Source organism: Acinetobacter sp. NigerLNRRAM0016 (genome assembly GCF_054112845.1).
This window is the reverse complement of the sequence record NZ_JBSYVT010000004.1, coordinates 117,422-130,827: the sequence shown is the minus strand read 5'-3', so window position 1 is coordinate 130,827 and position 13,406 is coordinate 117,422. Positions and strand designations below refer to the sequence as shown.

Sequence of the window (13,406 nt, the reverse complement as noted above, 5' to 3'; positions counted from 1 at the left end):
ATTCGTTCAAAACTATTCTACTGTTTCCACTTTCACCCAATCGCTGCGCATCCTTTATCGCTCTATTTGATTTAGATTAAATCTTACTGATTCGATTTAAGAATTGTCAGTAAGGTCATGTTGGGGCACAATAGTCATAACTTTGGAAGTAACTGATTATGGCGAAAGCAACTGTAGTTAAAAAACATAATGGCGGTACGATTGCCCAAAATAAGCGTGCCCGTCATGATTATTTTATCGAAGAAAAATTTGAAGCAGGACTGTCCTTACAAGGTTGGGAAGTAAAGTCCTTACGTGCTGGTCGCATGACCCTGACGGAAAGTTATATTCTGTTTAAAAATGGCGAAGCCTATTTATTTGGCGCGCAAATTCAGCCTTTATTGTCTGCATCGACCCATGTGGTGCCTGAAGCCACACGCACGCGTAAATTATTGCTGAATCGCAATGAAATTGCCAAATTACTCGGTGCCGTGAATCAAAAAGGTTTCTCTTGTGTACCTTTGGCATGTTATTGGAAAGGCCCTTTGGTCAAGCTTGAAATTGCTTTGGTGAAAGGTAAACAACTACACGACAAACGTGCCACTGAAAAAGACCGTGATTGGCAGCGTGACAAAGCCCGCCTGTTCCACAAATAATAAAAAACCTCCACTTGGAGGTTTTTTAATGACTCATCTTTTAATAATCGGCTTTTAGTTCGACCAAATATTTTCCGAACTTGCGTGCCGTTTCCAAGTCACCTTCTGGTGGTGTGATTTCCACACTGGCATTATCGGACTGGGTCATTAATCCTAAAAAGCTAGACATACGGTTAATATCTTGCTGGCTACGACCTGTCGGCATAAACGGCAAACCTGCCCATAACATGCCGTGTTGCATGGCAAATAAGTTAATCTGCTGCAAGACCGCCAACTTATCACCACTTAAACCACCACCATTGGTAAAGCCTGCAGCGAGTTTGCCTTGCCAAGCACGTGCTAACCAACGCTTAGATGAATCTTCCATAAACTGTTTCAGTGCCGAGGTCAGGCTGCCCATATAGGTTGGACAACCCATAATAATGATATCCGCCTGATCCAACAGTTCCCATTGCACTGCTGCTACCGAAATCAGATGCACATCTGCACCCGCCTGTTCTGCACCTTGCGCAATATATTGAGCCACTTTAGCCGTATGCCCATAAGGACTATGATAAACCACACAGACATGAACAGGAGCAGCAGAAACGAGATCAGTAACAGACATGGAAACTTTTAAAACCAAATAATTCAGTCAAGTTTAACACTTTTACTTGATTTGAGGCGAGCACATCAACAATGAAATCGCCCGAGTCAAACAGAAGAAACCAGCTTATTTGATGAACACAAAAGTTGCCATACGCCCAGTCTTGGCATTACGGCGATAAGAATAATATTCATCCTTTTGTCGATAGGTACACTGGTCACCCCCCAAAATCTTGGTGACACCATGCTGCTGTAAAATATAACGTGCGATCGCGTATAAATCTGCCATGTATTTCCCCTGTTCTTTCGAAGGTTCAAAAGCAGAATCGAGTGCAGCATATTTACTACAGAAAGTTTGTTTGACTTCAGCCCCCACTTCAAAACAAGGTTGACTGATGGCAGCCCCCAACCATGCCCATGCAGGCGGATGTTGCATCGCTGCAATGGTGTTTTCCACAATGCCATTCGCCAGCCCGCGCCAGCCAGCATGCAGATTGGCAACTTCAGTGGCTTCAGCATCACCCAGTACAATCGGCAAGCAATCTGCGGTCATCATCATTAAGGCATGCTGTTTACGTTGTGTCACCAAACCATCGCCTTCCAATGCCTCGAAGCGGATTTGCTCATTCACGGTATGACAAATGGTGCTATGTGTTTGCGTCATCCACGTAATTTTATCTACACCAAAGGCTGAAAACTCTTGTAGCAACCACATACGGTGCTGTTGCACCCGCTTCGCATCATCCTGTACATGCAATGCCAGATTAAAACCTGCCAATTCAGGTTTATCCGACGCCAAGGCATGCTCGTGATGTACTCGGGTTTGCCCTACACAGATCCCCTCTGGCAATCCTTGAACAAATTGCATGTTGAATTCCTTATTATAAAATCATCTTTCTTCACGGTATTGCTTGTAATAAGTGTATACCGTGAAGTTATTTCTAGTCAGAGACTTAATAGGCGGCATCTTCGCTACGTAACACATCAACCAATGCTGCAAAATCTTCCGCCCACGGCGCTTCAAACATCATGTCTTTGCCCGTACGTGGGTGAACCAGTCCCAACTTTGCTGCATGTAAGGCCTGACGTTTAAAGGCACGTAAAGTGTCATTCAGCAATTCAGACGCCCCCGCAGGTACGCGAACACGCGGCATATAAACTTGGTCGCCAACCAGTCCAAAACCGATATAAGAGAAATGCACACGAATTTGATGAGTACGACCTGTTTCCAGACGTGCTTGTACACGCGTGAAATGCTGAAAACGCTCTTTCACGTTGTAATGCGTCACTGCATCTTTACCACCAGGCAATACCGTCATTTTCACGCGATCAACAGGGTGGCGTTTAATTGGCTCATCAATGGTACCGCCAGCAATCATGTTGCCATAAACGATCAAATCATAAACACGATAAACCGTTTTTTTCGCCAATTGCTTGCTCAGTGAGAATTGCGCTTCTAAGTTTTTCGCCACCACCAATAAGCCACTGGTATCTTTATCAATACGATGGACTAAACCTGCACGTGAAAGTTCAGCCGATTTTGGATAGTGGTAAAGCAATCCATTGACTAAAGTTCCCGTGGTATTCCCTGCACCTGGATGTACCACCATGCCTACAGATTTGTTAATGACAATGATGTCATCATCTTCATAAACAATGTTTAAAGGAATGTTTTCAGGCTGACTGGTGGTCTGTGCTTCCAACTCTACATCCAGAGTAAGTAGCTCATTTCCTTCACATTTGTACTTTGGCTTCACAGTGTTACCATTTACCAACAAATGCCCATCCTTCAGCCACTGCTTGAGTTTTTCACGCGAAAAGTCACTCCAAACATTGGCAGCCACCTGATCAATACGTTGCCCGATATAGCTTTCATCCAATTGAAATTGCAACGATAAACGTGTTGCAGTTGCATCGGAAGTATGGTTATCTGCTTCGTCTGTTTCTTCAAGTAAATTGAAATCAGTTTCTGCAAAATTTGTATCAGTAGATTGTGCTTGGGTCATTTGATCATTCAAACAAAAGTGGTTTAATAGCGCAATTGTAGCTCATTGCCCGTATTAACAGAGGAATTTTTATGTCGCTGCCACGTTATAAAATTACAATGCTCGTTCTTTCTTTAGGCATTGCATCGGCAATGGTGGGCTGTAGCAGTAATCCAAAAAAAGAAGTGGTAGATACAGGCCCACAATTAAGTGAGCAAGTGTATATACAAAAAGCTGAGAAAGCCTTAGATAATGGTCAATATACTGATGCTGCCAAGTACCTAGAAGCGATTGATACTTACTACCCGACTGGCGATTATGCACAACAAGCTCAACTTGAATTGTTGTACACCAAATTCCAGCAAAAAGATTATGAAGGCACCATTAGCCTTGCCGAGCGTTTTATTCGCTTAAATCCACAGCATCCAAATGTGGATTATGCCTACTATGTTCGCGGTGTAGCGAACATGGAACAAAACTATGATGGTTTAATGCGTTATACCTCATTAAAGCAATCACACCGTGACACCAGCTACTTAAAACTGGCTTACCAAAACTTTGTCGACTTCATCCGCCGTTATCCATCTAGCACGTATGCCGTAGATGCAGCACAACGTATGAAATATATCGGCAATGAATTGGCTGAAAGTGAAATGAACGTGGCGCGCTTTAACATTAAGCGTAAAGCGTGGTTAGCTGCGGTAGAGCGTTCACAATGGGTGATCGAACACTATCCACAAACCCCGCAAATTCCAGAAGCGCTAGCAACTGTGGCTTATGGCTATGAGCAATTGGGTGACCAAGCGACAGCACAACAATATGTAGATGTATTAAAGCTGAACTATCCAAACTTGGTGAAATCTGATGGCAGCGTCAATTTACGTGCGGCACGTAAAGAAGGCAGCTGGGTCAACCGCGCAACATTCGGTGTCTTTGGTCGTGAAGAACAAAGCAACATCGAAACACCAAAAACGGCTGCACCCGCTGAGCAACGTAGCTTAACCAACCGCATGAGTTTCGGTTTACTGGATCGACCAGCAACGACAACTGAAACACCTGCTTCAGGTGCGGCTGCCGAATAAACTCGCAACTCATCGTGCAATTTATTCAAGGGCAAGTTATCATACTTGCCCTTTTATATTGGGTATTGGGCTTGATCAGGTTGGTCAAACCATATACAAATAAATAGTGTTCTTTTGCAAAGCATGGATTTATCCAGATCTCGCTTTGTATTTTCTTTTTGTTGCACCAATCACGATAACGACTATGGCCATTCCTCAACATACGATAGATCAAATTCTCGATCGAACTGATATTGTCGACTTGATTGGTCAACGCGTGAAACTGAAAAAAACAGGACGCACCTATTCGGGCTGCTGTCCGTTTCATCAGGAAAAATCTCCTTCGTTTCACGTCTATCGTGACAAGCAGTATTACCACTGCTTTGGTTGCCAAGCCAATGGTAATGCCATTCGTTTTCTGATGGACATCGACAATCGTAACTTTGTCGATGTGATGAAAGACCTGTCCAGTCAAACAGGCATTGAACTCCCTAAAGACAATCAAGATTCCAAGCGTCTCTCTTACAAACGCGAAGCCAAAGCTGTTGCTGAGCCGCCAAAGACAGCGCCTGTTGCCCCTGTCCAATCGCCTGCTACAACTGAGCTGCCGATTGATCACGACCCTTTTGAAGAGTTTCGTAATGTCGATGATCCGTTTGCCCAGTTTGAACCGTTTCAAGAGTTTCATGAAGCTCCAGCGCAAGATGGTAATCTCTATGACTTACTGGAAAATGTGGCACAGTTTTACGAGCGCCAATTGCCACAAAGCCAAAGTGCGCAACACTACTTTAGACACCGTGGTTTAGGTGCAGAAACGATACAATTCTGGCGTTTAGGCTATGCACCTGAGGATTGGCAACATCTGGAAAAGGCCTTTCCCCAAGATGTTCAAGGCTTAAAATTACTGGGTTTAATCCGTACCAGTGACAAGGGACGCGATTTTGACTTATTACGTGATCGGGTGATTTTCCCAATTCGTGATGCCAAAGGTCGTGTGGTCGGTTTTGGTGGTCGTGCCCTGAATGATGAAATTAAACCGAAATACATCAACTCGCCAGATTCCGAAGTCTTTCATAAAAATCAGTTACTGTATGGACTGTATGAAGGACGCAAGCAGAAAGCTCAAGACTGGCTGATGGTTGAAGGCTACATGGATGTCATAGCATTACAACAAAATGGCATTTATGGCGCGGTTGCAACCTTAGGAACTGCGAGTAATACCGAGCATTTAAATATTCTGTTTAAACAGAATAACCGTATTACCATTGCCTTTGATGGTGATGCTGCTGGTCAAAAAGCAGCACGACGCACTTTGGAAATTGCACTTCCGCTGTTAAATGATGGTCGTGAACTCAAGTTTTTTGTCCTGCCGAATGATCATGACCCAGATTCTCTGATCCGACGTGAAGGCTTGGAAAATTTCCAACGCCTCTTACAGCAAGCGCCTTTGCTTTCTGACTTTGTATTTGCGCATTTAACTCAAAATCAGGACATCAGCAGTCCTGAAGGTAAAAGTCTGGTGATGGCAGAACTGCGCCAACTGACTGAACTGCTCCCTCAAAAAGGCTCCTTCCGTTATCTGTTGAATCAGTCCTTTAAAGAAAAACTGGGTTTTGGAAAGCGCTGGACACCGCAACTGAGTAATGATGCATCGTTATCTTTTAACATTCGCACCAAAGATGAAGATTTCGCCATCGCGATTTTAATGCACCATCCCTTTTTATATATTCATTTTGAAACGTTGCGGGCATTTGTGCCGAGCAATGAATTACTTTCGCATATCTTAACTATTCTGAATCGAATTTTTGATAATTTGCCTGATGATCAAGAACTGGCTACGTATTATGTACTCGGTGCTTGCAGCACTTACGGTTTAGAAATTGCCGATATTATGCGACGCACTAATATTGAAGTGCTGACGCATGCGCCTGAAATGGCAGATAAACTGGCGACTGAATATGCTTTGGCTTTGCAGGAAAAATATTTACGTCAGAAATTAAAAGATCCAAACTCATTGCTTGAATCGCGTAATTTACGCCAACAACTCAATGAACTGACCAAGAAAATCGGACTGCGCTTATTATCTTAAGTCATCGAAAAAACGATTATTTTTTAGCTTTACGACGATGCTCGATCACATAAGCAAGGCTTTGTTGGAGCTGTTCAAAATAGGCGGGATCTTCTGCCTTGGCTGCATCACGCAGGACAATCGAAGTTGGATGTAACAGCTTTTGGGTTAGACGATGGGCAAATTCTTGCATAATCTGTGCGGCATTTTCGCCTTTTTGTAAGCGCGCTAATGCCAATTGTAATTCTTCTTGTTGTAATTCATGCCCGTGTTCACGGTATTGATGAATGGTTGCACCTGCTTCATTCACGCGTTCATGAGTAATCAGCTCTACAGCTAGCTGATTTACCATCACCTCGGCTTCAACCGCCGCTTGGCGACGTTGTGCCAGATTTTCATCAATCACAGACTGTAAATCATCGACCCCGTAAAGATAGACTCCATCCAAAGATTCTACTTTAGGCTCGATATCGCGTGGTACAGCTAAATCCACCAACAACATTTGCTGATAACGACGTTTCTTTAACGCACGTTTGACATCCTGATAAGAAATCATCTGATGTAAACTACCCGTACAACTTGAAATCACATCTGCACGGTATAAGTTTTCAGCTAACGCAGCAAAATCAATAATTTCAACATCAACTTGATGGGCAATTTCTTGTGCCAACAGTTCAGCACGTTCGCGGGTACGGTTACAAATCAGGACTTTACCGACACCCATCTCTGCCAAATGCTTCGCCACCAAGCTATTCATTTCACCAGCTGCGACGATCAACACGGTCATTTTTTCAGGCTGGCTAAAGACTTGTAAGGCCAATTGCGCAACCGCATACCCCATTGAAACGGCATGGCTGCCCACCGCAGTTTCAGAACGGACACGTTTTGCCGCATAGAAGGCATATTCAAAAATTCGGTTTAAATTACCTGAAACGGTATGCGCATCTTTTGCCAGAGAGAGTGCAGATTTTACTTGCCCTAAAATTTGCGGTTCACCCAACATGAGCGAATCAAGCCCGCTGGCAACCCGCATTAAATGCGTAACGGCTTGTGCATCTTCATAACGATAAACATGATTGACCAGTTGTTTGACATCAAGATCATTTGCTTGGGCGAGCCAATTTAATACCATATCTGCATTTTCGGATATGGCATAAACTTCGGTGCGGTTACACGTCGAGACCACCACTAAATCGTTTAATTCAGTGTTGTGACTTTGCTGGGCAAGCAATACACTCAGCTTTTCAGCATTAAATGCAATTTGCTCACGCAACTCTACTGACGCGGTTTGATGGTTGACCCCCAATGCAAAGAAAGACATATCAAATCATCAATTCACTAAATTTATGCTATTGTGCAACATCGGTGTCATAAAAAGCATTACTTGGATCAAGAAAAAATTGCGTCAAACATACAGCCGTATGAACGGCACGACGATAAAGCAGTATTCTACCACATTCTTACTGCTTGGTAGCATGGCTTCTGGTACTCATGTAAGAGCATCGGAGGCAGTTTATCATGCAAATTCAAATAATAATGCCATAAAACAAAGCATGATTGCCGAATTCGCTTTGGCTTATCACGATATTCCAACTGCCTTGCATAATTACACGGTACTTGCGATTCGCAGCAACTCCACTTTGGTCAAACAGCGTGCCTTAAACATTGCGCTAGAACAAGATGACTTAAAAGCTGCACTCGATATTGCCACGCACTGGGTGGTGCAAGAACCTGAAGATGTGCCTGCATTATTTTATTTATCACATATTGCCTTAAAAGCACATGAATATGAACTGGCTGCGGAAACACTGGATAAAATTCTCAACATTGATCCGAATGCAGACTTAGAACAAATCTTGGCAGGTATTTCCCCTGAAACGCAGAGTGATCGTGAAGAGCTACTCAAAACTTTATCGGCCAGTCAGGAAAAAGACAATCCTTCTATTTTAGTGCTGATTGCAGGTTTAGAAGCGCAAAATGCGCAATATGAGCAAGCATTGCTGACCGTAAACCGTGCCTTGCGTAAACGTCCTAAAGTCACGGGCTTTATCCTGATGAAAGCGAACTTACTGAATGCATTAGGCAATCAGGAAGAAACGCTAAAATGGTATGACAAATCCAGTCGTCGGCATCGGGACAATCTCGAAGTGCGTCTTGCAGAAGTGAAATATCTGATTAAAGTCAATCAATCCGATATCGCGCTAAAAAGACTGGAAAGTATTTTAAAAAGCTGGCCAAAACAGGAAGAAGCCCTGTTTCTTGCAGGCTTAACCAGTATCGACTTAAAGCAATATGAAGATGCGGAAAAATATTTGGTCGAGTTGCGCTATTCCGCACAGTATCAAAATGATGCCTATTACTATTTGGCAGTCAATGCAGAACGGAAACAGCATTTTGAAACGGCCAAAGCTTACTATCGCTTGGTAGATGGCAGCCTCTACCCTGTGTCTAGACGCAGCATGATCAATATCTACGCCCAGCAGGACAAATTACAGGATGCCTTGCGCTTTTTGACTCAAGAACGGGTTAATTATCCACAACATGCTAGTTTTTTATATCAGGCACAAGCAGACATTTTAAAGCGCATGAACAACAATAAGGCGGCACGTCGCTTATTGGATGAAGCCATTAAGAACCTGCCAGATGATCCTGACTTGATTTATGCCGAAGTACTCTTACTCGATCCCTTTCAAGATCGGGTCAAGTTGGAACAACTGTTGAATCGCTTGCTGGAAATTGAACCGAATAGCCCCACTTATTTGAATGCTTATGCCTATACCTTGGCACTGCAAAATCGACGTCTGGATGATGCACGGCATTATGTCGAACTGGCATTAGAGTACACCCCAGATCAGGCTTCGATTTTGGATACGCTGGGCTATATCACCTATTTGCAGAACGATTTCGAGACTTCAGCGCAAGTACTGGGTAAAGCCTACACATTAAGCAATAGTGTTTCGATAGGCGTACGATATGCCAAGGCCTTATATATGCAAGGAAAAATTGCAGAATTTAGCGCGGTGTTACAACAACTCAAACAAAAACATCCAAATGATCCTCAATTGGAACAACTGAATTCGTTACTGTTACCTGAACAAATGAAAAAGAGCTAATTGATTTTGATGCGTGTATTTTCCAAAGTCGGTCTGACCGTATTGACCAGCAGTGTTTTATTCCTTACGGGTTGTCAGCAATTTACCAAACCGCAAATTCCTGCGGAAAGTCCAAATGCTGCCGAACAGAATAATTTTAATTTGCAAGGCAAAATAGGTGTACGCACGCCGCAACAGTCTGGGAGTGCCTTTTTTACTTGGCAGCAACAACAGCAAGAATTTGATATTGAGCTGAGTGGCATTCTGGGCGTAGGTAAAACCCAAATTACAGGCAAACCAGGCGCTGTGAGCCTGAACAGTGCCAAAACAGGACTGATTCAAGCAGCGACGCCCGAAGAACTTCTGGAACAGGCAACAGGCTGGCAAGCACCGATTACCCATTTAGTGGATTGGGTGCAGGCGCGACCAGCTACTTTACAAGCACAAATCAATAAAGATGCCAGCAATCGCCCTCAACAAATCATTGAAGATGGCTGGCAAGTCGATCTCAGTTATAACGATACAGCTCAACTGCCAAACAAATTAGTTCTTAAACAAGAACTTGAATCTGGCAAAGAAAATCGTATTACAATGCTCATTCAAAACCGTTAATTCTGGCTGGCTATGATTCGCGTACCCTCTCCTGCAAAACTTAACCTGTTTTTACACATCACGGGACGTCGTGAAAATGGGTATCACGAGCTACAAAGTATTTTTCAGCTGATTGATTTATATGATTGGCTGGAATTTAAGCCCCTGCAGGAAGACCACATTCAGATTGATGGCTTAAATAACGTCGATCTTGAGCAAAATTTAATTTACAAAGCCACACAGATGCTAAAACCCTTTGCCCAGCATCTCACAGGCTTAAAGATTAAAATCGAGAAAAACATTCCCATGGGTGCTGGATTAGGCGGTGGATCTTCGAATGCAGCGACCACCCTGATTGTAGTCAATCAACTTTGGCAATGTGGATTAAGCATTGAACAACTGGCAGAGCTGGGTGTGAAACTCGGTGCCGATGTGCCTATTTTTGTCCATGGTCAAAATGCATGGGCAGAAGGCATTGGTGAACACTTAACATTCATAGACTTAGATCAAAAACAATACATTGTGCTTAAACCTGACTGTTTTATCAGCACTCAACTGCTTTTTTCACAAAAAACATTGACAAGAAACACGAAGCCATCTAAATTCTGCGCCTATCAGATAAAGCCATCTGACTTTAGAAATAACTTTGAGCCTCTGGCAAGAAGCTTATATCCTGAAGTCGATGTAGCGATGCAATATTTAGATCAGTTCGGTGTTGCAAAACTTACAGGTACAGGTGCTTGTGTTTTTACTGAAGTAACTGCTGAAATGCACGTTAATGAAATTCTTAAGCATTCGCCTTGTAAAGCTTACTTGGTCAATAGTTTAAATGAATCTCCATTACGTCATTTTAAAGTTCAATAGGGGCGTCGCCAAGTGGTAAGGCAGCGGGTTTTGATCTCGCCATCCGTTGGTTCGAATCCAGCCGCCCCTGCCAATTTCACCTGTAGATGTATGTATTAGGGGCGTCGCCAAGTGGTAAGGCAGCGGGTTTTGATCTCGCCATCCGTTGGTTCGAATCCAGCCGCCCCTGCCATATACACACATCAAACTTAGGGGCGTCGCCAAGTGGTAAGGCAGCGGGTTTTGATCTCGCCATCCGTTGGTTCGAATCCAGCCGCCCCTGCCAATTTCAAGTTTTAAAAGACAGAATAGCGTTTTTGATCTTCTTGTCATTTCACCTTGACATGAATATGCAAAAATATTAAAATTCTGCCGCATTAGGGGCGTCGCCAAGTGGTAAGGCAGCGGGTTTTGATCTCGCCATCCGTTGGTTCGAATCCAGCCGCCCCTGCCATCTATTTTCAAACATACCAACCGCCAAGGGTGCTTCATGCCCAATCTTGTCGTTTTTAGTGGAACTGCTCATCCACAATTCGCTCAAAAAGTCGTAAGCCATTTGCACATTCCTTTAGGTGCAGCATCAGTTTCTACCTTCTCTGATGGTGAAATTGCTGTTGAAATCACTGAAAATGTTCGTGGTAAAGACGTATTTATCGTACAACCTACTTGCGCCCCTACCAATGATAACCTGATGGAAATCTTAGTAATGGCTGACGCATTACGTCGTGCAAGTGCTGGTCGTATTACTGCTGTCATTCCTTACTTCGGTTATGCGCGTCAAGACCGTCGTCCTCGTTCATCACGTGTTCCAATCACCGCAAAAGTTGTAGCAGATATGCTAACGACTGTTGGTATTGACCGTGTTGTAATGATTGACCTACACGCAGACCAAATCCAAGGTTTCTTCGATATCCCTGTAGACAACATCTACGGTACACCTGCATTGCTTGCTGACTTACGTCAACAGTCGCATGACAACCTAATGGTTGTTTCTCCAGACGTTGGTGGTGTAGTTCGTGCTCGTGCTGTTGCAAAACAAATGGGTGATATTGATCTTGCGATCATCGATAAACGTCGTCAAAAAGCGAATGAATCACAAGTGATGCATTTGATTGGTGATGTGAAGGGTCGTGACTGTGTCATTGTTGATGATATGGTCGATACAGCAGGTACGTTATGTAAAGCTGCTGATGCACTAAAAACATTTGGTGCACGCAAAGTGGTTGCATATGCAACTCACCCTGTTCTTTCAGGCAAAGCTATTGAGAATTTGAAAAACTCTGTTATCGATGAACTCGTTGTAACAGATACAATTCCATTGTCTGAAGAAGCACAAGCACTTGGTAAGATTCGCCAGGTTTCGGTTGCCGGCATGGTTGCTGAAACAATTCGTCGTATTAACAACGAAGAATCTATTAGCGCAATGTTTGATTCTTATCTATAATATAGCGCTGAATTTTAAAAGCCCTGCCCAGTGCAGGGCTTTGTCTCACTAGGTCGGTCGCAGATCTAGTTTAATTAAACTTAAATTAAGGATGTCTATCATGGCAAACTTCGTATTAAATGCACAAGCACGTGAAGCAGCTAACCAAGGGAAAGGTGCGAGCCGCCGCCTTCGTCACGCTGCACAAGTTCCAGCAATCATCTACGGTGGCAACGCTGAACCTGTAGCTGTTACTTTAGAACTTCGTGAGCTTGTTAAAGCTTTAGAAAACAACGCTTTCTTTGAAGAAATTGTTGAAATCAAAGTTGGCGACAAAGTTGAAAGCGTTAAAATCCAAGCGTTACAACGTCACCCAGCTAAAAACACTCCAATGCACGCTGACTTCAAACGCGCATAAGTGTTTAATGGTGTAAATTAGTGGCTAATATTTCGCTAATTGTTGGTTTGGGCAATCCTGGAAAGGAATATGCCCAAACCCGCCATAATGCAGGCTTCTGGTTTGTAGAACGCATTGCAGACAAATATGGCATTACATTAAAAAACGACCCTAAATTTCACGGAATCAGTGGTCGTGGTAATATCGAAGGTCAAGACGTCCGTCTGCTTTTACCAACAACCTTTATGAACCTTTCAGGCAAAAGTGTTGTTCCCTTCTGCAAATTTTATCAAGTCGCACCTGAAGCAATGTTAATTGCCCATGATGAGCTTGATATGAACCCTGGTGTGATTCGCCTAAAAACAGGCGGTGGTCATGGTGGTCATAATGGACTACGTGACATTGTTCCACATCTTGGTCCAAATTTTCATCGTCTGCGTATTGGTATTGGTCATCCTGGTTCAAAAGAACGTGTCTCTGGGCATGTGCTTAGCAAAGCGCCAAGCAGTGAACAAGGTTTAATGGATGATGCAATTGACCATGCACTCTCACGACTCAAGTTACTCGTGAATGGTGATATCCAGCAAGCAATGAATCAAATCAATGCTTATAAACCCAACTGAATTTATTTGAATTGTTGAACAATCCTTCTTGCCATGTTGCTCATTTCAGAGCAAAATGCGTTTTTTGCCGATTACTGGTTTTGTAAGAAGCGATTGATTTAAC

13 protein-coding genes and 4 tRNA genes are annotated in these 13,406 nt (G+C 43.3%); 13 read left to right on the top strand and 4 right to left on the bottom strand.

Annotation, left to right across the window (positions count from 1 at the left end; translation table 11 throughout):
- The first annotated feature begins 158 nt into the window (after positions 1 to 158).
- Positions 159 to 635 carry an SsrA-binding protein SmpB gene (gene smpB / locus ACWQ4X_RS04675; protein ID WP_016165809.1) on the top strand — a complete coding sequence of 159 codons (477 nt, stop codon included), beginning with the start codon at positions 159 to 161 and terminating at the stop codon, positions 633 to 635.
- 40 nt (positions 636 to 675) lie between these two features.
- On the opposite strand, the gene ACWQ4X_RS04670 is transcribed toward smpB, so the two are convergent.
- The 3 genes from ACWQ4X_RS04670 to rluD form a co-directional block, all read right to left on the bottom strand.
- Positions 676 to 1,242: a flavodoxin family protein gene (locus tag ACWQ4X_RS04670; RefSeq protein WP_142769283.1), complete on the bottom strand. Its 567-nt coding sequence runs from the start codon at positions 1,240 to 1,242 to the stop codon at positions 676 to 678.
- 105 nt (positions 1,243 to 1,347) lie between these two features.
- Positions 1,348 to 2,088, bottom strand: a complete 741-nt coding sequence (gene pgeF, locus ACWQ4X_RS04665) for a peptidoglycan editing factor PgeF (RefSeq protein WP_457902881.1) — start codon at positions 2,086 to 2,088, stop codon at positions 1,348 to 1,350.
- Positions 2,089 to 2,173: 85 nt separating this feature from the next.
- On the bottom strand, positions 2,174 to 3,226 hold the full coding sequence (gene rluD, locus ACWQ4X_RS04660; protein ID WP_457902880.1) for a 23S rRNA pseudouridine(1911/1915/1917) synthase RluD: 1,053 nt from the start codon (positions 3,224 to 3,226) through the stop codon (positions 2,174 to 2,176).
- Between the two features lie 71 nt (positions 3,227 to 3,297).
- On the opposite strand from rluD, the gene ACWQ4X_RS04655 reads away from it, so the two are divergent.
- The gene (locus tag ACWQ4X_RS04655; RefSeq protein ID WP_374529535.1) at positions 3,298 to 4,287 is read left to right on the top strand and encodes an outer membrane protein assembly factor BamD; all 990 of its coding nucleotides are present in this window, start codon (positions 3,298 to 3,300) and stop codon (positions 4,285 to 4,287) included.
- A gap of 184 nt (positions 4,288 to 4,471) precedes the next feature.
- Positions 4,472 to 6,355 (top strand): DNA primase, encoded by a 1,884-nt coding sequence (locus tag ACWQ4X_RS04650; protein WP_457902879.1) that lies wholly within the window; start codon positions 4,472 to 4,474, stop codon positions 6,353 to 6,355.
- 16 nt (positions 6,356 to 6,371) lie between these two features.
- On the opposite strand, the gene hemA is transcribed toward ACWQ4X_RS04650, so the two are convergent.
- The gene (gene hemA / locus ACWQ4X_RS04645) at positions 6,372 to 7,655 is read right to left on the bottom strand and encodes a glutamyl-tRNA reductase (protein ID WP_457902878.1); all 1,284 of its coding nucleotides are present in this window, start codon (positions 7,653 to 7,655) and stop codon (positions 6,372 to 6,374) included.
- 79 nt (positions 7,656 to 7,734) lie between these two features.
- Here hemA and ACWQ4X_RS04640 point away from each other — a divergent pair, with 79 nt between their 5' ends.
- From ACWQ4X_RS04640 to pth, 10 genes are all read left to right on the top strand, one after another.
- Positions 7,735 to 9,447, top strand: a complete 1,713-nt coding sequence (locus tag ACWQ4X_RS04640; protein WP_216071665.1) for a tetratricopeptide repeat protein — start codon at positions 7,735 to 7,737, stop codon at positions 9,445 to 9,447.
- 9 nt (positions 9,448 to 9,456) lie between these two features.
- Positions 9,457 to 10,038, top strand: a complete 582-nt coding sequence (gene lolB / locus ACWQ4X_RS04635) for a lipoprotein insertase outer membrane protein LolB (protein ID WP_100243202.1) — start codon at positions 9,457 to 9,459, stop codon at positions 10,036 to 10,038.
- Between the two features lie 12 nt (positions 10,039 to 10,050).
- On the top strand, positions 10,051 to 10,881 hold the full coding sequence (gene ispE, locus ACWQ4X_RS04630) for a 4-(cytidine 5'-diphospho)-2-C-methyl-D-erythritol kinase (RefSeq protein ID WP_457902877.1): 831 nt from the start codon (positions 10,051 to 10,053) through the stop codon (positions 10,879 to 10,881).
- Positions 10,880 to 10,954: transfer RNA gene (locus ACWQ4X_RS04625), tRNA-Gln, on the top strand. Before ispE ends, ACWQ4X_RS04625 begins: the two co-directional genes overlap by 2 nt.
- 24 nt (positions 10,955 to 10,978) lie before the next feature.
- A tRNA-Gln gene (locus ACWQ4X_RS04620) sits at positions 10,979 to 11,053 on the top strand.
- Positions 11,054 to 11,071: 18 nt separating this feature from the next.
- Positions 11,072 to 11,146, top strand: a tRNA-Gln gene (locus ACWQ4X_RS04615).
- Positions 11,147 to 11,239: 93 nt separating this feature from the next.
- Positions 11,240 to 11,314: transfer RNA gene (locus tag ACWQ4X_RS04610), tRNA-Gln, on the top strand.
- 36 nt (positions 11,315 to 11,350) lie between these two features.
- Positions 11,351 to 12,304 carry a ribose-phosphate pyrophosphokinase gene (locus ACWQ4X_RS04605; RefSeq protein WP_100243191.1) on the top strand — a complete coding sequence of 318 codons (954 nt, stop codon included), beginning with the start codon at positions 11,351 to 11,353 and terminating at the stop codon, positions 12,302 to 12,304.
- Between the two features lie 100 nt (positions 12,305 to 12,404).
- Positions 12,405 to 12,701: a 50S ribosomal protein L25 gene (gene rplY / locus ACWQ4X_RS04600; RefSeq protein WP_457902876.1), complete on the top strand. Its 297-nt coding sequence runs from the start codon at positions 12,405 to 12,407 to the stop codon at positions 12,699 to 12,701.
- Between the two features lie 20 nt (positions 12,702 to 12,721).
- Positions 12,722 to 13,303, top strand: coding sequence for an aminoacyl-tRNA hydrolase (gene pth / locus ACWQ4X_RS04595; RefSeq protein WP_142769292.1), 582 nt, complete (start codon positions 12,722 to 12,724; stop codon positions 13,301 to 13,303).
- Positions 13,304 to 13,406 lie beyond the last annotated feature (103 nt).

Coding starts and splice junctions, on each gene's coding strand:
- smpB (WP_016165809.1), top strand. CDS start 159: ATGGCGAAAGCAACTGTAGTTAAAAAACATAATGGCGGTACGATTGCC.
- ACWQ4X_RS04670 (WP_142769283.1), bottom strand. CDS start 1,242: ATGTCTGTTACTGATCTCGTTTCTGCTGCTCCTGTTCATGTCTGTGTG.
- pgeF (WP_457902881.1), bottom strand. CDS start 2,088: ATGCAATTTGTTCAAGGATTGCCAGAGGGGATCTGTGTAGGGCAAACC.
- rluD (WP_457902880.1), bottom strand. CDS start 3,226: ATGACCCAAGCACAATCTACTGATACAAATTTTGCAGAAACTGATTTC.
- ACWQ4X_RS04655 (WP_374529535.1), top strand. CDS start 3,298: ATGTCGCTGCCACGTTATAAAATTACAATGCTCGTTCTTTCTTTAGGC.
- ACWQ4X_RS04650 (WP_457902879.1), top strand. CDS start 4,472: ATGGCCATTCCTCAACATACGATAGATCAAATTCTCGATCGAACTGAT.
- hemA (WP_457902878.1), bottom strand. CDS start 7,655: ATGTCTTTCTTTGCATTGGGGGTCAACCATCAAACCGCGTCAGTAGAG.
- lolB (WP_100243202.1), top strand. CDS start 9,457: ATGCGTGTATTTTCCAAAGTCGGTCTGACCGTATTGACCAGCAGTGTT.
- ispE (WP_457902877.1), top strand. CDS start 10,051: ATGATTCGCGTACCCTCTCCTGCAAAACTTAACCTGTTTTTACACATC.
- ACWQ4X_RS04605 (WP_100243191.1), top strand. CDS start 11,351: ATGCCCAATCTTGTCGTTTTTAGTGGAACTGCTCATCCACAATTCGCT.
- rplY (WP_457902876.1), top strand. CDS start 12,405: ATGGCAAACTTCGTATTAAATGCACAAGCACGTGAAGCAGCTAACCAA.